The organism is Kothea flammea (genome assembly GCF_052161645.1).
GTDB lineage: Bacteria > Planctomycetota > Planctomycetia > Pirellulales > Pirellulaceae > Laterigemmans.
Map to the genome: position 1 here is coordinate 7,002,332 of NZ_CP197414.1, position 20,192 is coordinate 7,022,523.

The following is a 20,192-nucleotide window of genomic DNA, read 5'->3' on the forward strand; positions in this document are numbered from 1 at the left end:
ACCGCATGCCTGAGGATTTTCCAAATGCCGGTTGTCCAATTGATGATTGATCGCCATCGTGCTTCCTAATCCAGATAAGTGAATTCGTTGCCGGCCAACAACGCCCGCGCCAGACTCTCCCAAGCCGCTGGCGAAGCGCTCGCCTGCTGGCCAGTTCCGCTTGCTTGACCAGTTCCGTTCGCTTGGCCCAGCGAATCGCTGAGAAACTCGGCAGCGTGGCGGCGTTCCAGGGCGCTGGGTGGTCTGCAATAAACAGTTTGCCAGAGCCAGTCGATTCCCTCGCCTGCTGTGGTCACCGCGCCTGCTGTGGTCGCCGCCGCTTTGTCAGCTTGCCGAGCGACGACCACCGCGGCCAAATGCTTGGCAGCGCGGTGCACCACGGGATGATTCATCATGAACAACGCTTGATGCGGCACGGTCGTGACGGGCCGCTGGGCGATGTGGCTGGCCGGATCGACGTAGTCAAACGTGGAGAACATTTCGTCCAGGGCGGCGCGGTTGATGTTCACATACACGGTGCGATGTCGCATGTCGGCAGTGACAGTTCCCGTTGGCGGTCGGCGCTGCAGCTCGCCGGCCAGCGTCAGCAGCGTATCGCGGAGTGGCTCAATCTCGAGCCGCCTGCGAAATTGTCGCCACAGCAAGCGATTTTCTGGGTCTTGGTCCGCGTACGCCCGCTCGCTGCTGCTCATTTGGTAGGTGTTGCTGGTCAAAATCATGCGGTGTAAATCTTTCATTGACCAGCCGCTGTGCATCCACTCGTGGGCCAGCCAGTCGAGCAATGCGGGATGCGTTGGCAGTTCGCCTCGCAAGCCAAAGTTTGAAGGGGAACGCACCAAGCCCTCCCCAAAATGCCACATCCAAATTCGATTGACCATCACGCGAGCGGTCAGCGGATGGGCGGGCGCAGTCAGCCACTGGGCCAACTGCAATCGACCGCTGCTGTCGGCCGGGATTGCATCACAGCGGGTGTCGAGCTGCAAGCAACTGGGGGCGCCCCGCGGGGTCGGCTGCTGGGCAGTTCGCAAGTGATTGCCGCGGATGTGCACTGGGATGTCGATCGGCTTGGCTTCCTCGACCGCCATCGCCGTTGCGTGTTTTGGTTTCGAGTTCTCCAGCAGCTCAAGCTCCTTGCCCAATGCCTCCAAGCGGCTCTTGGTTTCCGTGTCGTAATGCTGGGCCACGTCGGCCGGCAGTTCCGTCAACTGCTTGCTCTCCATGACTCGCTGGTTGGCTTGCTCGACCAGCTCTGTTTGTTGGGCTTTGACTTTCGACAGCTTGGCCGCGTGCTGCACGATTTGTCGATCAATCTCCGCCGACGGCAGCGGGCGTTCCAGCCAATTGGAGACAAAAGCCTCGTCAGCCATCGTCCGCGTGCTGGAAAAAATTCCGGCCAAGGCGTAGTAGTCCTCAGTCGGCAGGGGATCAAATTTGTGATCGTGACAGCGGGCACACGCCACCGTCAGCCCCAGCACGCTGCGGGTGACGGTGTCGATCTGCTCGTCAACAATATCGATTCGCATCTTAGCTTTATCTTGCTCAGCCAACATCTTTGGGCCAATCACCAACATTCCGGTGGCCGTTAGCAACTGACCGGCGGCCACTTCGTCTTCCGGCACTGGCAATAAATCACCGGCCAACTGATGCGTTAGAAAAGCGTCGTAAGGCAGATCCTGATTGAAAGCCGCAATCACCCAATCACGATATCGCCAAGCGTTCGGCATGGCGTGATTTTCGTCAGCCCCGTTGCTGTCGGCATAGCGGACACAATCGAGCCAATGCCGCGCCCAGCGTTCGCCGTACGCCGGTGAGGCCAGCAGGCGGTCGACCAGCAAAGCGTACCGCTGCGGCCGTTGGTCGCGTAAATAGGCCTCGATTTCAGCGGGAGTTGGCGGCAGACCGGTCAAGTCAAAGGTGACGCGGCGAACCAGCGTCCGTGGATCGGCTGGTGGCGCTGGGGCCCAGTCGCGAGCTTCCAGATTGGCCAAGACAAAACGGTCAATCGGATTGATCACCCAGTCACGCCGCTGCACCACCGGCACGTCGGGGCGTTCGACCGACTGGAAGGCCCAGTGCTTGGCGGCCAATTCGGCTTGCAACCCGGCTGTCCACTCCGGGGCCTGCCCGCTTGGTTCCGCAGCGGTCTGCGCGTCTCGTGGATCGGCGGCACCCTGTTCAATCCAGCTGGCAAAGTCGGCAATTACCGCGTCGTCCAGTGGCCCTTCCGGTGGCATCTCAAAACTCTCGTGCCGCAGCGCGTCGAGCAATAGACTTTCTGCCGGTCGGCCAGGAACCACCGCCGGACCACTGTCCCCGCCCCGCAATAAGCCTTGGCGGCTATCGACCAGCAGCCCGCCGCGCACGCTGTTCGCTGAACTCGCATGGCACTCGTAGCACTTTTCGATTAGCACCGGCCGAATCTTATTTTCAAAAAAACGGAGCGCGTCTGGAGCGATTTGCCGCTCCGCGCCGGCTTGCTGACCTGCTTCAGCAGCAACTGCCTGCGGGCTCGCTTCCGCAGCCTCCTCCGTGGGCACCTCGGCAGCCTGCGAGGCAGCGTCGGCGGCACGGTCGTTGCCGAGTCCCGCAGCGACCAGTATCGCCAACAAGCAGCTGACGCTGAGGCGGACCGACTTGCCGAATTTCAATCGCAAGTTCACTGCTGGGGGCATTGATTTGGACTCCGTTGTGAGGGACAACGCAAGGATCGGGAGGGAGAATCCTTGAAGACTGAGTGCTCCATTCTAGCAAACCAGGCGGAGAAATGCCCATGGAAGAACAGTCGACCACGATCCGGCTAGCGGATTTCCTCAAATTTTGCGGTGTCGTGGGCACCGGAGGGCAAGCCAAAATTTTAATTCAAGCCGGCGAGGTGCGAGTAAATGGCGAGATCGAAACACGCCGCCGGCGGCAATTGAAGCTCGGTGATGTGGTTGAGCTGTTGGGCGAATCATTTACGGTTTCCAACGATGAACCGTATTGATAAGCGTATTGAGACGAACCGTATTGATAAGCCGACCTGGCAACTACAGCCCAATTGGCAGGTTACCAACCGGACTGTAGCTTCGCTGCCCACCGCTGCCGGCTGGATAGCGGAGATAGCTCTGGCCGCCCATTTGCCCGCCGACTGACGCCCGGTAGCCACTTTGCATGCTGCCGCTGGTCCCGCAATTTACGCACCCAGAGCCGACGACTGGCTGCGAAACTGGCTGACTGTACATTACGTTGCCGTAAGCTTGGGTGCCGTAAGCTTGATTGCCAGAATAGACGTGATGCTGAGCCATCTGTGGTTGGCACATTGAGGCGCGCGGTTGACAAACGGTTCGCATCGAACGTTGATGGCAGGGTTGACAGCCGCTGCGGCCGCGATGAAAGCAATGGCCAAAAAAGGCCTCGGCACCATTTGCGCTGCAGACGATGACCAAGCAGGTGGCTAGAGTCAGCACGAATTTGTTGAGCGTCAAAGAACTCCTTGGGTACAGACGAAGTGAGATTGGGAGCCGAGTTTGATAGTGCAGCGATGACTGTTACCACCAACGCCATTCTTCACTACCGAACTCGACGCTCTCGCTCTCACCTGCAATCGACGTACCCAGTCAAGCTACATCGCCCGCAAGCTGTGTCGCCAGTGCTAGCGACGCAGCTGCCAGCCACTCTAGCTCGGCTTGACCTTGTTCTTTCGCTTCTTGACCTTGCCGGCGTGAGGCGCGGCTGCGCTGCGTTTGACCTGCGATTGTTTGATGCGTTTGCCTTTGCCGTCGGGCGTTCCCTGCTCGCCTTGTTCGCCTTGGCTTAGACGCAGTTGTTTGCCTGCCACGCGAGTGTTTCGCAGCGTGTTGAAAATAGCTGCTGGCATACCGGCGGGGAGGTCAATGGTACTAAACGCGCTGTGAATCGAGATGGGGCCGATAGCTTTGCCGTCGATTCCAGCTTCGTTGGCAATCGCACCGACGATATTGCCCGGTTTAACTCCATCGCGGTAACCGACTTCGATGCGATAGCGTTGCATCCCATCGCGGGGGGGGCCGGTCCGTTTTTCAGCAAATTTGCCGCGTGGTTTTGAGCCGTAGCTCTCTCGCGGGCTGTTGCCTTCGTATTCACGTCGTGGCTTGGAGCTGGTTTCGCGAGCCAGAAAGGGTTGTCCACGCTGGGCGATTTGGGCGAGCGCCGCGGCGACACGTTCCAGGGGCATGCCCGATTCTTCCGCGTAATCTTGCACCAACTGCGTAAACAGGGTCAGGTCTTCGCTGGCTGCCATCTTTGTGATGCTGAGCTTGAACCGCTCAATTCTGGCTTGGTTGATTTCGTCGGCCGAGGGGCAGCGGACGACTTCGATCGATTTGCCAGTGGTTTTTTCAAGCAAGCTCAATTTGCTGCGCTGCGAATGACCGACAAAAATGATCGCTTCCCCGCTGCGTCCGGCACGTCCGGTGCGGCCGATGCGGTGCACGTACGATTGCGGGTCGTGGGGCAAGTCAAAGTTAAACACATGGCTCACGCGGGAGACGTCAAGTCCGCGAGCCGCCACGTCGGTGGCGACCAGCACGTCCAGATCGCCCGCTTTGAATCGCTCGATCGTACGTTCACGATTCTTTTGCGGCATGTCACCGTTGAGGGCGACGGCGGAGAGTCCCAAGCGATTGAGTTGCTCGGCCACGCTCACGGTGGCATCTTTCGTTTTCGTAAAGACGATGACGCCGTCGGTGGTTTCGAACTCGAGAAAGCGAGCCAAGACTTCAATCTTATCGCGAGCAGCGACGAACACGGCGCGCTGGCGAATAGATGCGGCCGAGGTACCTCCAGCGGTGATCGAAACCCGCGCCGGGTCATTCAAGTACTGCTGAGCAATTTTCCGAATCGGTGCCGGCATGGTGGCTGAGAACAGTGCCACTTGACGCTCGGCCGGGCATTGGTCCAGCACGTACCGGACATCTTCGGAGAAGCCCATGTTGAGCATCTCGTCAGCTTCGTCCAGCACCAAGCAGGTCAGCTTGTCGAGTTTCAGCGTGCCACGTTTCAGGTGGTCGATCAACCGTCCCGGCGTGCCGACGACAATCTGACTGCCGTGCTTTAACTGGCTGAGTTGCGTGTCGTAGCCTTGGCCACCATAGATGGTAGCTACTCGCAGCGACTTGAGATCCTTACCATAGGTCTCAAAGGAGGCGGCGACTTGGATGGCCAACTCACGCGTGGGCGTCAACACCAGCACTTGCGGTGCTCGCAAATTGCTGTCCATGCGGGACAGGGCTGGGAGGGCAAAAGCGGCTGTTTTTCCCGAACCGGTTTGCGATTGGGCCAAAATGTCGCGGCCAGCCAACATCTCGGGAATGACTTGAGCTTGCACATCGCTCGGCTGGACATATCCGGCGGCGACGACCGCGGCTTCCACTGCCGGGTGGAGGTCAAAATCATTAAAAGTGAGTGCGGTGGGGGCAGGAATCACTGGACTGTTGGTTTCAGCAGCACTGGTCTGCTCAGCCTGAGCGGGCTGATCATGCAATAAAAAAGTGGGCATTCGGTTCCCGGCGAAGATTTGTCAATTCATCAGAAGTGAAAAAGACTAACCTAACTCCGTACTTGTCGATAGATGCGAAATTGCCCGATTACCGACTTTAACAACGTTTTTCACCTGACTAACACCAACAGTCGCTTTATTTTGCCCGGCTGGACACGATTTTGCTGCCCCCCTATGCATTTCTAACACCCCATTCGCACAAGCCCCGGTGACTTTCGATGTTCAGCGTTTTCGATTTATTTAAACTTGGAATTGGACCGTCGAGCAGCCATACGGTGGGGCCAATGCGGGCCGCTGGCCAGTTCTTGCGGTTGCTCCAGTCGCAATCGATCGATCTTTCGAGTATCAGCCGAGTGCAGGTCGACCTCTACGGCTCACTGGCTTTGACGGGCCGCGGTCACGCTACCGATCGCGCCGTGGTGCTGGGTTTGTCCGGCTACGTCCCGGAAAGTGTTCCGAGCGAAATTGTCAGCACCCTTCCCGGAGAAGTTTTCACGTCGGGACAATTATTACTCGCCGGTGAGCATTCGATTCCCTTCGCCGATCAAGAACATTTACGTTGGCACTGCGACGAAGCGCTGCCGCGGCATCCCAACGCGCTCCGGCTGCGGGCTTTCGATCTCAGCGGCGCGCCGCTCTGCGAAGAAACTTATTACTCAGTGGGGGGCGGGTTCGTGGTCAGCGAGGTGGAGGCGGCTAGCGGACAGACCGGCGACCGGCCACCTCTGCGGCCGCTCCGCTTTCCTTTTAAGTCCGCCAGCGAACTGCTCACGATCTGCAGCCGTGAAGGATTGAGGATCTGCCAAGTGGCGGCCGCCAATGAATTGTCTTGGCGAGACGAGACAGAGACAAACCGCGGGATCGATGCGATCTGGCAGGCGATGCGAGCTTCGATCGAACGTGGTTGTCAAGCTTCGGGGGAGCTTCCCGGCGGCTTGCGGGTGCAACGCCGAGCGGCCGCGATTCGACAACGACTCGACGATGAAGCTCGTCCCGATGGACTGGAGGGAATTGATTGGCTGAGCCTGTTTGCGTTAGCCGTTAATGAGGAAAATGCCGCCGGCCATCGCGTCGTCACGGCGCCCACCAACGGGGCCGCCGGGGTGATTCCAGCCGTGTTGGCTTACTACGAAAAGTTCTTCGAAGAAGCATCTCAGGAAGGTATCCGCCGCTTTCTGCTCACCGCCACAGCCATCGGCTCGCTCTACAAACATAACGCTAGCCTCTCGGCTGCCGAGGTCGGCTGCCAAGGCGAAGTGGGGGTCGCCAGCAGCATGGCGGCGGCCGGATTGGCTGAGGCCATGGGGGGCACTCCGCGGCAAATTGAAAACGCTGCCGAAATTGCCATGGAACACCACCTGGGGATGACTTGCGATCCGATCGGCGGGCTGGTCCAGGTGCCCTGCATTGAACGCAACGCCATCGGCGCGGTGAAAGCGGTCAACGCTGCCCGCTTGGCTGTGCTGTATGGCGACGGGACGCATCGAGTCGCGCTAGATGGTGTGATCGATACCATGCGACAAACCGGTGTTGATATGGCTAAGCAGTACAAAGAGACCAGTCTCGGTGGCTTGGCTCTGCACGTCGGCTTGCCAGAGTGTTAGCTGTGATACTGGAAGCCTATTCCACTTGTTTTGAAAAAGCGGGTCGGCGTGCGCATGTTTGGTGAGCTATGGTTGCGAGGACTGCCCCTGCACGGGGACAAAACTCACCATCGGATGTCAAGTTTAAACCATGCGCACCACAGCCCCCTCAGTTCGCGGTGAGGCCGCGAATCGACATGAACAATTCGAATTGATCAAACGTCGCATCCACGGTCGGCTGGTCGACAAACTCGACCTGTCGCGAGTTGGTGACCTCAAAGGCGATGTGCTGCGACGCGAAATCCGAATGGTTGTCGAGCATCTTTGCGATGCCGAAGACACGCTGCTGAATCGGCAGGAACGCGACAAAATTGTCGACGAGGTGCTCGATGAAACCTTTGGTCTCGGGCCCCTTGAATTGCTGCTCAAGGATGCCACGATCAGCGATATTTTGATCAACGGCCCCAAAAATATTTATGTGGAACGGGGCGGACAAATGCAGCGCACGGATGTCGAATTCCGTGACAATAAGCATTTGCTGCAAATTATCGATCGGATTGTCTCCAAAGTCGGACGGCGAGTCGATGAGACTTGCCCGATGGTCGACGCGCGATTGGAAGATGGCTCGCGTGTGAACGCGATTATTCCCCCGCTGGCTCTCGATGGTGCCGCAGTCTCCATTCGTCGCTTTGGTTCCAATCCACTTAAGCTGGAAGACCTGCTGAACTATCGTGCTTTTACGCCCGAAATGGTGATGCTGCTGGAGGGCTGTATCAAGGCCCGCTTAAATATGGTCATTGCCGGTGGTACGGGCTCCGGTAAAACGACGCTACTCAACACGCTCAGTAGTTTCATCTCGCATGAAGACCGAATCGTAACGATCGAAGACGCGGCCGAATTGCAACTGCAGCAAGACCACGTGGTGCGGCTGGAAACACGCCCGCCGAACATTGAAGGTGCCGGTGCGGTAACCGCTACCGACTTGGTGCGAAACGCTCTGCGGATGCGTCCCGAGCGAATCATCATCGGTGAGTGTCGTGGCGGTGAAACGCTCGACATGCTGCAGGCTATGAATACCGGTCACGATGGTTCGTTGACCACGATTCACGCGAACACCCCCCGCGATGCCATAGGACGACTGGAAGTCTTGGTGATGATGGCTGGCTTCGAAATGCCCATGAAGGCAATTCGATCCCAAATCTCGGGTGCCGTTGATGTGCTGATCCAAGCCAACCGCTTGCAAGGTGGTCCGCGGCGGGTCACGGCAATTACGGAAGTGGTTGGTATGGAGCAGGACACGGTGGTGCTGCAAGATATTTATAAGTTCAACCAAGAAGGTATTGATGAAAAAGGCAAAGCACACGGTCACTTTGAGTGTACCGGGGTGCGGCCAACGTTTATGAAAAAGTTAGAGTCGGCTGGCGTGCGTTTGCCAAGCAGCGCCTTCCGCGAGCGGATTATGATGCAAGCTTAGTATTGCATACTGGTAACTATTGTCCCCCGTTGCCGGTTATCGAGAACCTATCCAACAACCAAAGTGAACCGTGGCTAGCGCCAAAGCGGCTAAAGCCAACCAAGTCGCAATCAACAGGGTTTTTAGGGAAGTTTAGCACCATGTGGATAATCATCATTTCAGGCGCAGTCGCAGTCGCCGCGTTGTTCGGCTACTTTGCGATGACGTTGCTGCCGAATGACGCCACCGCGGCTGAAGATCGGTTGCAAACCTTAGCTGGTAGAAAAAGCTCCAAAGGGGCCGCCAACGAAGAAGTGCGTTCCCTGTTGGTCGGCAGCGGGATGGATGATACTAAGAATTGGATGAATAAAGTTTTGGGTTCGACGCCCAAGCTTAGCGCCCGCTTGGATCAGGCCGACGTAAAGATCACGCCGGGTCAGTTTTTGGCAATCTGTGGTGGTTGCTTCGTGGTCGGTTTGATCGCCATGATCGTCGCCCCGGTGCCTAACCTGTTGGCACCGCTGGGAGGCTTGTTGTTGACCGGGCTGCCAATTGGCTGGTTATCGTTTAAGCGCAAGAGTCGTTTGAACACGTTCGGCAAACAAATCCCCAGCGCTTTAGAACTGCTATCCCGTTCGCTCCGCAGCGGACACTCGTTGGGTGCCGGTTTTCACTTGGTCGCCACTGAAATGCAAGACCCTTTGGCTCGCGAATTTGGACGAGTCTTTGAGGAGCAGAACCTCGGTATTCCGCTCGAAGAAGCGCTCACCGATATGGCTGATCGCATTCCCAACATGGACATTCGCTTTTTCGCCACGGCGGTTGTTTTGCAACGAACCACCGGTGGTGACTTGGCGGAAATCCTTGACAAAATCGGGCATTTGGTTCGCGAGCGATTACAGATTTTGGGACAAGTTCAGGCTCTGACGGGTGAGGGCAGGTTGAGCGGTATCGTACTGCTGGCACTCCCCCCCGTGCTGTTCTTGGTGATGCTGTATTTGAATAAAGACTACATCATGATGCTGTTCACCGAACCGCTGGGGCGCAAGATGTTGGTGTTCGCCCTGGTCACGCAGTTGATCGGCGCCTTGTCCATCCGCAAAATTATCACGATCAAAGTTTAAGGAGAGGATGGCATGTTATTATTGGCAATGGAAAACGCTCAATTGATGATGTGGTTGGCGCCCATCGCGGCGGCGATCTGCATCTCGATCTTCGCCTACTTGGTCGTAACGCGATTGAGCGGCGAGGATCAACCGCGTGCCGAGGCGCGGCTGGAAGAGTTGCGAAATCCTCGTCGTCGGGCCGACGTGCAATCCGAGCAGCAGACGCTGGACAAAGAACGCAAAAAGTCGGAAGCCTTCACCGCCGTGTTGGAGCGGGCCACCAATCCGCTGGCGGGCACGGTAAAGCCGAAAAATGAAAAAGAACTAGGTAAACTGCGTGAGCGTTTGATGCACGGCGGTTTCCGCCGCGAGTCGGCTCCGGTGGTCTTTAAAGGCTTGCAGTTAATTGTCGCCTGCTTTGGCCTGTTCGCCGGCGGCGTGGTGGGACTATTAACCGTTGGTTTCGAGACCGGACTGGTGATCCGCGTGTTGATCGGCGGTGGTGTGGCTTACTTTATTCCCGAGTTTGTCTTGGGATTTTTAATCAAGAAGCGAAAAGAAGCGATCTTTCTTTCGCTGCCAGACTCCTTGGACTTGATGGTCGTGTGCGTCGAAGCCGGTCTAGGCTTGGATCAAGCGATGCGTAAAGTGGCCGAGGAGTTGAAAAAGTCGTATCCCGAAATCGCTGAGGAGTTCGGTGTCGCCAACGCTCAGATGCAGCTGGGGCGGACGCGTGAAGAAGTCCTCCAGGCGCTCGGTTATCGAAGTGGTGTCGACGATTTGCGGCAATTGGCATCGATCCTGATCCAAGCGGACCGCTTCGGTAGCTCGATCGGTCAAGCCTTGCGAGTGCAGAGTGACTCGATGCGAATCGCTCGCCGGCAGATCGCGGAAGAAAAAGCGGCTAAAACAGCAGTTAAATTGATCTTCCCGCTGGTCCTATTCATCTTCCCCGGTATCTTTGTGGTATTGGTGGGACCGGCAGCGATCACGATGATTAATAATCTGTTGACCATGTAGCGGCAAAAGCTGGCCTGACATGCTTTGGCGGAGTCGCTGGTAACGGATGTTTGGGGAAGCGAACTGATGTCAAAGCTAGACGCCGCACTGCGGTATTTGGAAACGCGGCGTGACGCCATGGTGCGGCGGTTGCAGACTTGGTGTGATCAGAACAGTGGTTCTGATCAATTGATCGGGTTGGCGGAGATGGCCGATCTGCTGTGCCGAGATTATGAACAACTGGGTGGCGGACCGCGGCGTTCCCCGACACCTCCCTTCACCACGGTGGGGGATGATGGAGTTTCTTATCAACAGCATACGGGTGACCTGATTCGCTGGGACCACGACTTGGAAGCATCCCGGCGAGTGTTATTGATGATTCATTACGACACGGTCTATCCGGTTGATTCCCAGCCGCAAAAAACCAGCCTGATTGCCCCTGGACGGCTGGTCGGCCCCGGTGTGGCCGATGCCAAAGGAGGCTTGTTGGTAATGCTCGAAGCCCTGGCGGCTGCTCGTCGCTTTGGTTTGGACGATGGCATTGGGTGGACTGCGGTGGCCAATCCGGATGAGGAGATCGGCTCGCCGGCGACCACCGCTTGGATGCGCGAGCAGGCGGAGCATTTCCAGTTTGGTATGCTTTTTGAACCGACGCTGCCCGACGGGTCGTTTGTGGCGGCTCGCAAAGGTTCGGGAAACATGACGATTGTGGTGCGAGGCCGCTCCGCACACGCCGGCCGCAATCCGTCGGCTGGCCGCAACGCGGTGGTCAAATTGTGTAAGATCCTGGCCGAGATTGATGGATTGAACTGTGGGACAACCGCCCTGCAGCCTGCCGGTGGCGATGCCACGGGGACTGACGGCAGCGCTGCCACGGGGACAACCGTTAACGTGGCTCGGGTGCGGGGTGGGTCAGCGCTGAATCGAGTTCCCGATCTGGCTGTGGGACGTTTCAACGCCCGCGTTGTCGATGCCAACGCGCAGCGCTCACTGCAACATCAAATTGAAGAAATCATTAGCAGACATCATGCGGATGCGGATTATCAAGTGGAACTTTCCGGCGGTTTTCAATCTCCTCCCAAGGTGATTACACCGGCCTTTGACGCGCTGCGTGCTCGGATTGAGACGGCGGCCCACACTTTGGGTCGAGAAATCAACTGGCGTGACACGGGGGGATCCTGTGACGGCAGCAAGCTGGCGGCAGCCGGTTTGACCAACGTCGACACATTTGGACCTGGGGGCGATTGCCTGCATTCGCCCGATGAATGGGTTGATCTCGATTCGTTGGTGCCGGCAACACAACTGGTCATCACGCTGCTCCACCAATATGCTCTCAGCAACAAAGCGGCCTAACCGTCGCTGTCCTCTTCTCTCAAAACCCCCGTCGTCGCGATGCGAATTGATAGTCATCACCATTTTTGGAATTTTGATGCCAAGGAGTACGCTTGGATCGATGACTCGATGTCCACGTTAAAACGCGACTTCACCATGGCAGCGCTGCAACCAGAGCTCACGCAAAGTGGCGTTGAGGGGGTGATTTCGGTGCAAGCGCGGCAGTCGGTCGAGGAGACTCAGTGGTTGTTGGAGTTGGCCGCCCAGCACAAGCAGATCTGGGGTGTCGTCGGTTGGGTTCCGCTCGCGCAAAACGAAGATAAACTGTGCCCTCTGCTCGATCGCTTATCACGCCAACCGCTGCTCAAGGGAGTGCGACACGTGATCCAGGACGAGCCCGACGAGCGGTTTATGTTGCGGAATGATTTCAGCCAAGGGGTGGCCCTGCTGCAACGTTACGATCTGGTTTATGACATCTTGATTTACGCCCGCCAGCTGCCTCCCGCAGTGGCTTTGGTGGATCGGCATCCCAACCAGCGATTCGTGCTCGATCATATCGCCAAGCCGACGATCGAACCGCCCGCATTCGATACTAATTGGGCCGAGAACCTCAGACAGCTCGCCAAACGCCCTAACGTGGCTTGCAAGTTCTCTGGTGTGGTGACTGAAATCCAAGCCACGAATTGGTCCGTTGAGCAACTTCAGCCGTACTGGGATGTGGCGCTGGAGGCGTTTGGCCCAGAGCGTCTCATGTTTGGCAGCGACTGGCCGGTCTGCTTATTGCGTTCGCGTTACGATCAATGGGTGTCGACCGTGGAAGCTTTGGCGCAAACTCTGTCGACCACCGAGCGGGCTCGATTTTGGGCGGGAACCGCGGAACATTGGTATCAATTGACACCCCGCGTGTAGGAACACGAAATGGATCAACAACTCGAATCAGACACCAGCCGACTATTGCACGCCGAGGCGATGCGGAACGATCCGCGAGTGGCTCGCGCCAAGCAATTGCTAGCCGAAGTGTTGGCCGACCACGCGGCGCATCTCAACGGTGTCAAACCGGCGGATGCATTTCGTCAGTCGTATTTAAATGATCTGCTGCAGCAACTGGGTGAAGCTCGCGGTGGGGCTCCTGTCTTTCCCTACTTGGCAGCCGGCTTGGGCAATGGGCCGTGGGTCGAATTGGTCGACGGCAGCGTCAAGCTGGATTTTATCGGCGGCATTGGTGTGCACGGCTTGGGGCACAGTCATCCCCGCATGCTGGCCGCCTCGATCGATGCCGCTTTGGAAGACACCTTGATGCAGGGCAACCTGCAGCAACATCCACCCAGCCTGCGGCTGTGCCAACGATTGTTAAAATTAGCCACCGCCGGCGGAGCGGAATTGGATCATTGTTTGCTCAGCACCAGCGGGGCGATGGCCAATGAGAATGCGCTTAAGTTAGCCTTCCACCATCGCGCGCCGGCGACTCGCGTGATCGCCTTCGACAATGCCTTCGCCGGCCGTTCATTAGCCTTAGCCGCGCTCACCGACCGAGCGAAATATCGCGCCGGATTGCCACTCACTCTGGCGGTAGATTATCTGCCTTACCGGGATCCCCATAACCCGCAGCGCAGCACTCGCTGGGCGGTTGACGCTTTGCGGCGTTTGCTGGAACGTTATCCCGGCCAGCATGCCGCCTTCTGGGCGGAACCGGTGGCTGGCGAAGGTGGTTACTATCCCGGCAGCCATGACTTTTTCGCAGCCCTCTGCCCGCTGCTTAGAGAAGCAGAGATTCCGATTATCTTTGATGAAGTCCAGTCGTTTGCCCGCTTGAGCACATCCTTTGCTTTTCAGCACTTTCAGCTCGACCAATGGGCCGATGTCGTGACTGTTGGCAAGATCACTCAAGTCTGCGCGACGCTCTATCGAACATCGATGAAACCTCAGGCACCGATTCTGAGTCAAACGTTTACGGGGGCTTCCAGCTCGATCGCCGCCGGCCTGGCTGTCCTCGACACGCTCGAGGACCAAGGCTGTTTCGGCGCGGACGGCAGCAACATGCGGCTGCACCAATATTTTGTTGACAAGTTGGCCGGACTGGCCAACGAGTTTCCCGGTCTCATCCACGGACCATACGGAATTGGTATGATGATCGCCTGGACCATGGGCGACGGATCATGGGAGTTGGCAAAGCAGACGGTGGATATCATGTACGAAGAAGGCTTGATCGGTTTTCTTTGTGGGGGTGACCCCGCGCGAGTGCGAATTTTGCCTCCCCCAGCCGCCACCAATGAAGCGCATCTTGATTCGGCAATTGAAATCCTGCGTCGCTGTCTGGTGCGACTGAGCCAGGCTAATCCTTCATAACGGGCGACTGAGAATGGAAGTAGTGCGCGCGGTGCGGATCGAAGACGTCGATGCGCTCTTTGAGTTGACACGTCAAGCTGACCATGGTTTAACCAGCTTGCAAATCGATCGGATACGCTTGCACGAACGTGTGGAACGGAGCGTGTTTGCTTTTCATCGCCGCAGCGAACGTCCCGCCGGCGAGCCTTACGTCTTGGTCATGGAGGATTTGAGTTCATCCAAGTTGATTGGCCTTTCCGGTGTGATGGCAAAAACGGGCGGCTATGAGCCAGTCTACGCTTATCGCCGGGTTAAATCGTTGCGAGTCTGTTCGCAATTGGGGCTGGAGCACACGCTCGAGTCGTTGCACTTACAGCGGATCCATGACGGCCCCTCGGAGATCGGCAGTCTGTTTTTACTGCCCGAGTTTCGTGGTCACGGCCGCGGACGCTTGCTCTCGCTATCACGTTTTGCCCTACTGGCTCAACGCCCGCAACGCTTTTCCGATCGGGTCATCGCGCAAATGCGAGGCGTCAGTGACAACCAAGGTAACAGCCCGTTTTGGGAAGCCTTGGGTCGCAAGTTCTATTGTTGCGATTTTCCCCTCGCCGATGCGATGTCGACGATTTCAAAGACATTCATCGAACAGTTGAACCCGGAATATCCGATCTATCTGCCGTTGCTCTCCGAAGCCGCGCGGGACACGATCGGACGCGTGCATCCGGAGACGGAACCGGCCTTAGCGCTGCTGCGGGCTGAAGGATTTTTAGAAACCGAACTGGTCGATATTTTTGATGGCGGCCCGACCCTGGAGTGCGCCATTGCTTCTTTGGCCGCGGTGCAACGCTGTCGTGCGGGAACGGTCACCGCGGTCGAACGGCATCTCGAGGCAGACTCGCAAATCCTTGCTTCTATGTTTGGTGGGTTCGCTGCCGTGCTAGCTCCCGTGTTGGTTGACGAACAGGGAGGCTGCGTGATCGAAACGTCCACGGCGCTCGCCCTGGGTGTTAAAGTGGGTGACCAAGTTTGGACCCTGACCCCATATCCCACAAGCTAGGTTTTCATCGTGACCCCTTCACTTCGCATTGCTGGGCAAAAAGTTGCCGGCCAGGGCCCCGAGTTAAGCAGCTTGAATCCGGCTGACCAAACGGTCGTGTGGCGGGGCCGGCTAGCGACCGAGTCGCAAGTCGAGCAGGCCATGCAAGCTGCCACCGCGGCGGCAACCGATAAGGCAACCGGCTGGGCGGGGACCAGCAGCGAACAGCGAACCGCGATCGTTCGTCGTTACGAAACGATTCTCCGCGACGCTCAAGACGAGCTGGCCGATCTGATCAGTCGCGAAACAGGCAAGCCGCTGTGGGAGTGCCAGGGCGAAGTGGCAACCTGCATCGCCAAAGTCGAACTCTCCATCCAAGCCGCCGGCGAACGTCGCGCTCCGCTGCAGACGATGGTCGGCGAAGCGACGGCCGAAGTGGCCTATCGACCGCTGGGTGTGGTGTTGGTGTTGGGACCTTATAACTTTCCCGCGCACCTGCCGGGCGGCCAAATGATCCCCGCCCTGTTGGCGGGTAACACCATCGTATTCAAACCCAGCGAACTGACTCCCGCCGTGGGTGAGTGGCTGGTTGATGCTTGGCAACAAGCTGGCCTGCCCGCCGGAGTGGTCAACCTGTTGCAAGGGGGTCGCGAAGTGGCCGAGTGGGCGATTGATTCTCCCCAACTTGACGCCGTCATGTTCACCGGCAGCCTGCGAGCCGGGCGCGCGATTCATCGCCGACTGGCCGGGCGAACCGACGTGTTGTTAACGTTGGAGATGGGAGGTAACAACCCGTTGCTCGTGCTGCCTGATCCAGATGGGCTGGTCGCCGACTTGTCCCAGATTGCAGGAATGATCGTGGCCAGCGCCTACGTCACGGCCGGTCAACGCTGCACCTGCGCCCGACGCTTGATCTTGCTCGATGACACTTGGAGCGATGCGCTGCTCGAGACCTTGATTGATCGGGTGAAGCGTCTCCGCGTTGGTTTGCCGGGAGACGATCCTGAACCGTTCATCGGACCGCTGATTTCACCGGCCGCGGCGGAGGGAATGCTCGCGGCGCAGCGGGCGTTTGCCCAGCATGGCGGGCAAGTGTTGGTCGAATTGCGCCGTGATGCCCGCAGTCAAGCACTCTTGCACCCAGGCCTGATCGACATGACCGCGGCTGCGGTTTCCCAGGACGAAGAGCATTTCGGCCCGCTGCTACAAGTCCACCGCGTACCCGATTTCGAAGCAGCGATTCAATTAGCTAATGATACGCGGTTTGGTCTGGCAGCCGCTTTGATCGGCGGCGACGCGAAACAGTTTCAACAGTTTCGACAACAGGTTCGCGCCGGTGTGATTAATTGGAATCGGCAAACCACCGGAGCCAGCGGCCGTTTGCCGTTCGGCGGATTGGGCGATAGCGGCAACCATCGTCCGGTTGGATACTGGGCGATCGATGCCTGCAGTGACCCAGTTGCCAGCCTACTCGCTGAGGGCAAGCCCAATGAGTCGTTTGATCGAATGCAACTTTGATGGCATCGTGGGCCCCACGCATCACTTTGGTGGTTTGGGGGTTGGAAACGTGGCCTCGCTATCCCACGCCGGTCAAGTCAGCCATCCCCGCGCCGCGGCACTCTGTGGATTGGCCAAAGTCGCGGCGGTGATGGAGTTGGCCGACCCGGCGAGCATGCGCGCCGCGCTGCTGCCACCGCAACCGCGACCCGACTTAAACTGGCTAGCCAGCCTTGGCTTTCGAGGAACCGCTGCGGAGATCTTGGCCGAAGCGGCGGAAACGGCGCCTCATATATTGGCGGCCGCCTGGAGCGCTTCGGCGATGTGGACAGCCAACGCGGCAACGGTCGCCCCCGCCGCCGATACCTTGGATGGTAACACTCATTTTACCATCAGCAATCTTTCCAGCAGCCCGCATCGCAGCCTCGAACCGAGTCGCACCGAGGCAGTCTTTTCACAGATCTTTTCCGCCGACCAAGACTACTTAGTCCATGCCCCGTTGCCAGGTGGATTTGCCTTCCGCGATGAAGGGGCCGCCAATCACATGCGATTATCTGCTCCGACGGGAGCTGGCGGGCACCATCTTTTCGTGCACGGCGGCGGAGCAGCGACGGGTGGTAGGTTCATTGCTCGCCAAAGCCTTGATGCGGTCGCAGCCATTGCCCGCCGGCATCGTTTGCCCCAATCGCGAACCTACTTGCTCCGCCAACATCCCGCGGCGATTGATGCCGGCGCGTTTCATAATGACGTCGTCGCAACTAGTCACGCCAATATCTTGCTTTATCATGAATTTGCATTTCTCGATGCGGATCAGGAATTGGCGCGATTGCAACGCCAGTTCACCGCCGAGCATGGCCAACCTCTTGTTTTGATCCGTATTCCTGCCGCCCGTTTGAGTTTATCAGCGGCAATGGAGAGCTATTTGTTCAACAGTCAATTGATTCCCAACTCGCTTGGCCAGCTTACCCTTGTGAGCCCGCTGCAATGTCAAGAATTGGCCGTCGCGGAACAGGTGATTGATTGGCTGTTAACGACCGAGAACCCGATTCACGACGTCCGCTTTGTGGACCTGCGTGAGAGCATGAGTAACGGTGGGGGACCAGCCTGCTTGCGTTTGCGAGTGCCGCTGACTTCCGACCAGTTAACGCGACTGCCAGCGGGAGTCTTTTGGACGCCACAACGGGGCGAGCGCCTCCGTCGCTTAATTAGTTCGAGCTACCGCGCTGAGGTTACCGCGGCAGACCTGAGGGATTCAGAGTTTGCCAAGGAAGCTCTGGAGGTAGTCCGCGAGATTCATCATGAGTTGGGGCTGGAACTCGATTGAGCGGTTTGGCAGCCGGTTTCTCAAAACTAGCTGGAGCCGCCAAGAATGCTTTACTGACTTCGGCCCAGGGATACGCATCGGCCGGTGATTGGAGTATCCGCTCAATTTCCGCGAACGGCAGCGGCGGAGCAAAGCAGTAGCCTTGCCCGTAGTCGCAACCCATCGATTTCAATTGTTGGACTTGTTCGAGTGACTCCAGTCCCTCAGCCACCACGGTCGCGTTCAGGCTGTGTGCTAATTGCACGACAGCTTCCACGATCGCTTGGTGCGAACTGTTACCAGCGATGGAGCCAACAAACGCGCGGTCGATTTTAACCGCTTCAATCGGGAATTGATGAAAAAATGCCAGCGAAGAGTGCCCCGCGCCAAAGTCGTCCATGCAGATGCCAAATCCGGCCATATGCAATTCATACAACCGCCGCGCCGTTTCGGTCGGTTGTCGCATGGCAATCTCTTCGGTAATCTCCAGTTTTAGTAACTCGCGGGGGAAGTCATTCGCTTTTAAGATCTCCCCGACTCGCTTCTCAAAATCACTTTCCCATAACTGATGATAAGAAAGGTTGAAGTTGAGCGTTGTTGGTGGTTTGGCGTCATAGCCGCGTCTGGTTAACAGTGGGGCCAACTGCTTGGTGGCCCGATCGATAGCCCAATAGCCAATTTCGGTGATCAGACCCAATTCTTCCGCCAAGGGAATAAATCGCGACGGTGGAATGGAATGCAAGTCATTCATTTTCCATCGCAACAGGGCTTCCAGCGATCGTACTTCCCCGTCGTGAAGACTGAGCCCCGGTTGGTAGAGGACATCGAGGTGCTGGTTGGCAATCGCGTTTCGCAGCGCGTTTTCCATTGCGATCCGGGCGCTGATGTCTTCATGCATATCGCGGTCATAGACGGCGACTTGACCTTTGCCGGAAAGTTTGGCGCGATACATCGCCGTATCGGCATTCTGCAGCAAACATTCGCCGCTGGCATCTGCTGAGTCGACAAATGCCACGCCGATACTGGAACCGACATGGACCGTTCGTTCGTCAATCCGAAACGGCTCGGCGACACGGTCGACGATACGTTTGGCAACGGCGACTGCATCTTCGGGCGAGCTGAGTTGTTCGAGCAGCACGACGAATTCATCTCCACCAAGACGCACCGTTTCGGTACGTCCGCGACCACCGTCGCCATTGCGAACCGAGGTTCGCAAGCGGTTGGCGACTTGGTTTAACAATTCGTCACCGGCGGCGTGACCGAGCGTGTCGTTAATCACTTTGAAATTGTCCAAATCCATGAACAACACCGCGTCAATCGAATGTTCACCCCGTTCATAGCGGCGAAGAATCTCATCGAGACGCTGCAATAAAACGACGCGGTTGGGAAGTTTCGTGAGCGCATCCTGCTCGGCATCACGTCGCAGTTTGGCCTCCGTCTCCAACCGCCGATCGAGTTCACTCTGCAAACGCCAAATATGCTCGCGAACCTCCATCGTGGTTCGCCAGCGAGCCGATTGAGCTAACGCCATTTGAGCCACTTCGATGCGATGCAGCGGTTTTCGCAATAGCAACAACTGATCCGCGTGAGGCATCGAATGCGCCAACTCGGGCCACTCCGTTTGGGCTTCGGCCAGGCAGATCACGATTTGAATATTGGGATCGATCCGCCACAACTCTTGGGAGATCTTGAGGGCGTCATGATTTTCCGCCGGCGCATGGCCAATGAAGGCGAGGCCAAACCGCTGTTCGGCCGACGCTGCCGCTTCGATTAGTTCGGTCGCTTGATTTCCATCGTAGGCATGGTTCAACACGAACGGTTGGTGCCTGCGCCCCGCACCCGGCAACAGATAGCTGGCAAACTCATCAAAGTGCGTCGAGAAAGCGATCGAGGCATCGACGGCGATCGCCGCTTGCACGGCATGTTCCGCGAAAATACGGTGGAACGTCTGATGAACGCTTGGCTGTGGATCGATAATCGCAGCGCGTGAGGTGGGCCAATTACCACTCATCGGCGGCCCCCGATGAGATCGCCTGATGCCGC

15 protein-coding genes are annotated in these 20,192 nt (G+C 57.7%); 11 read left to right on the forward strand and 4 right to left on the reverse strand.

Annotated features, from left to right (window positions below; genetic code table 11):
- Nucleotides 1-65: 65 nt before the first annotated feature.
- Nucleotides 66-2,672 carry a PSD1 and planctomycete cytochrome C domain-containing protein gene (locus tag SH139x_RS26145; protein ID WP_488352676.1) on the reverse strand — a complete coding sequence of 869 codons (2,607 nt, stop codon included), beginning with the start codon at nt 2,670-2,672 and terminating at the stop codon, nt 66-68.
- A 98-nt stretch (nt 2,673-2,770) separates the two neighbouring features.
- Here SH139x_RS26145 and SH139x_RS26150 point away from each other — a divergent pair, with 98 nt between their 5' ends.
- Nucleotides 2,771-2,983 carry an RNA-binding S4 domain-containing protein gene (locus tag SH139x_RS26150; protein ID WP_488352677.1) on the forward strand — a complete coding sequence of 71 codons (213 nt, stop codon included), beginning with the start codon at nt 2,771-2,773 and terminating at the stop codon, nt 2,981-2,983.
- Nucleotides 2,984-3,026: 43 nt separating this feature from the next.
- Here the strand turns inward: SH139x_RS26150 and SH139x_RS26155 are convergent, their stop codons facing one another.
- The gene (locus SH139x_RS26155; protein ID WP_488352678.1) at nt 3,027-3,464 is read right to left on the reverse strand and encodes a hypothetical protein; all 438 of its coding nucleotides are present in this window, start codon (nt 3,462-3,464) and stop codon (nt 3,027-3,029) included.
- Nucleotides 3,465-3,655: 191 nt separating this feature from the next.
- Complete coding sequence (locus tag SH139x_RS26160) at nt 3,656-5,515, reverse strand: DEAD/DEAH box helicase (RefSeq protein ID WP_488352679.1); 1,860 nt, start codon at nt 5,513-5,515, stop codon at nt 3,656-3,658.
- A gap of 218 nt (nt 5,516-5,733) precedes the next feature.
- Here SH139x_RS26160 and SH139x_RS26165 point away from each other — a divergent pair, with 218 nt between their 5' ends.
- From SH139x_RS26165 to SH139x_RS26210, 10 genes are all read left to right on the forward strand, one after another.
- A complete protein-coding gene (locus SH139x_RS26165) occupies nt 5,734-7,119 on the forward strand; it encodes an L-serine ammonia-lyase (RefSeq protein WP_488352680.1) in 1,386 nt (461 codons plus the stop codon).
- A gap of 130 nt (nt 7,120-7,249) precedes the next feature.
- Complete coding sequence (locus tag SH139x_RS26170) at nt 7,250-8,572, forward strand: TadA family conjugal transfer-associated ATPase (protein ID WP_488352681.1); 1,323 nt, start codon at nt 7,250-7,252, stop codon at nt 8,570-8,572.
- A gap of 140 nt (nt 8,573-8,712) precedes the next feature.
- Nucleotides 8,713-9,675 carry a type II secretion system F family protein gene (locus SH139x_RS26175; protein WP_488352682.1) on the forward strand — a complete coding sequence of 321 codons (963 nt, stop codon included), beginning with the start codon at nt 8,713-8,715 and terminating at the stop codon, nt 9,673-9,675.
- A gap of 12 nt (nt 9,676-9,687) precedes the next feature.
- Nucleotides 9,688-10,677, forward strand: a complete 990-nt coding sequence (locus tag SH139x_RS26180) for a type II secretion system F family protein (RefSeq protein ID WP_488352683.1) — start codon at nt 9,688-9,690, stop codon at nt 10,675-10,677.
- A 66-nt stretch (nt 10,678-10,743) separates the two neighbouring features.
- Nucleotides 10,744-12,009 (forward strand): hydrolase, encoded by a 1,266-nt coding sequence (locus SH139x_RS26185; RefSeq protein WP_488352684.1) that lies wholly within the window; start codon nt 10,744-10,746, stop codon nt 12,007-12,009.
- 39 nt (nt 12,010-12,048) lie between these two features.
- Nucleotides 12,049-12,897, forward strand: coding sequence for an amidohydrolase family protein (locus SH139x_RS26190; protein WP_488352685.1), 849 nt, complete (start codon nt 12,049-12,051; stop codon nt 12,895-12,897).
- 9 nt (nt 12,898-12,906) lie between these two features.
- Entirely contained in the window at nt 12,907-14,334 is a 1,428-nt protein-coding gene (locus tag SH139x_RS26195; protein WP_488352686.1) for a class-III pyridoxal-phosphate-dependent aminotransferase, read from the forward strand.
- A gap of 13 nt (nt 14,335-14,347) precedes the next feature.
- Complete coding sequence (locus SH139x_RS26200; protein ID WP_488352687.1) at nt 14,348-15,370, forward strand: arginine N-succinyltransferase; 1,023 nt, start codon at nt 14,348-14,350, stop codon at nt 15,368-15,370.
- Nucleotides 15,371-15,379: 9 nt separating this feature from the next.
- Entirely contained in the window at nt 15,380-16,867 is a 1,488-nt protein-coding gene (locus tag SH139x_RS26205) for a succinylglutamate-semialdehyde dehydrogenase (protein WP_488352688.1), read from the forward strand.
- Nucleotides 16,839-18,170, forward strand: a complete 1,332-nt coding sequence (locus SH139x_RS26210; protein WP_488352689.1) for an N-succinylarginine dihydrolase — start codon at nt 16,839-16,841, stop codon at nt 18,168-18,170. The genes SH139x_RS26205 and SH139x_RS26210 overlap by 29 nt, the downstream gene beginning before the upstream one ends.
- Here the strand turns inward: SH139x_RS26210 and SH139x_RS26215 are convergent.
- A complete protein-coding gene (locus SH139x_RS26215; RefSeq protein WP_488352690.1) occupies nt 18,076-20,160 on the reverse strand; it encodes a putative bifunctional diguanylate cyclase/phosphodiesterase in 2,085 nt (694 codons plus the stop codon). The genes SH139x_RS26210 and SH139x_RS26215 overlap by 95 nt on opposite strands.
- Nucleotides 20,161-20,192 lie beyond the last annotated feature (32 nt).

What these genes read in the sequence shown, in the direction of transcription:
- SH139x_RS26210 (WP_488352689.1), top strand. Translation starts at nt 16,839, where the DNA reads ATGAGTCGTTTGATCGAATGCAACTTTGATGGCATCGTGGGCCCCACG.
- SH139x_RS26160 (WP_488352679.1), bottom strand. Translation starts at nt 5,515, where the DNA reads ATGCCCACTTTTTTATTGCATGATCAGCCCGCTCAGGCTGAGCAGACC.
- SH139x_RS26215 (WP_488352690.1), bottom strand. Translation starts at nt 20,160, where the DNA reads ATGAGTGGTAATTGGCCCACCTCACGCGCTGCGATTATCGATCCACAG.
- SH139x_RS26145 (WP_488352676.1), bottom strand. Translation starts at nt 2,672, where the DNA reads ATGCCCCCAGCAGTGAACTTGCGATTGAAATTCGGCAAGTCGGTCCGC.
- SH139x_RS26165 (WP_488352680.1), top strand. Translation starts at nt 5,734, where the DNA reads ATGTTCAGCGTTTTCGATTTATTTAAACTTGGAATTGGACCGTCGAGC.
- SH139x_RS26180 (WP_488352683.1), top strand. Translation starts at nt 9,688, where the DNA reads ATGTTATTATTGGCAATGGAAAACGCTCAATTGATGATGTGGTTGGCG.
- SH139x_RS26170 (WP_488352681.1), top strand. Translation starts at nt 7,250, where the DNA reads ATGCGCACCACAGCCCCCTCAGTTCGCGGTGAGGCCGCGAATCGACAT.
- SH139x_RS26150 (WP_488352677.1), top strand. Translation starts at nt 2,771, where the DNA reads ATGGAAGAACAGTCGACCACGATCCGGCTAGCGGATTTCCTCAAATTT.
- SH139x_RS26185 (WP_488352684.1), top strand. Translation starts at nt 10,744, where the DNA reads ATGTCAAAGCTAGACGCCGCACTGCGGTATTTGGAAACGCGGCGTGAC.
- SH139x_RS26175 (WP_488352682.1), top strand. Translation starts at nt 8,713, where the DNA reads ATGTGGATAATCATCATTTCAGGCGCAGTCGCAGTCGCCGCGTTGTTC.
- SH139x_RS26195 (WP_488352686.1), top strand. Translation starts at nt 12,907, where the DNA reads ATGGATCAACAACTCGAATCAGACACCAGCCGACTATTGCACGCCGAG.
- SH139x_RS26190 (WP_488352685.1), top strand. Translation starts at nt 12,049, where the DNA reads ATGCGAATTGATAGTCATCACCATTTTTGGAATTTTGATGCCAAGGAG.
- SH139x_RS26200 (WP_488352687.1), top strand. Translation starts at nt 14,348, where the DNA reads ATGGAAGTAGTGCGCGCGGTGCGGATCGAAGACGTCGATGCGCTCTTT.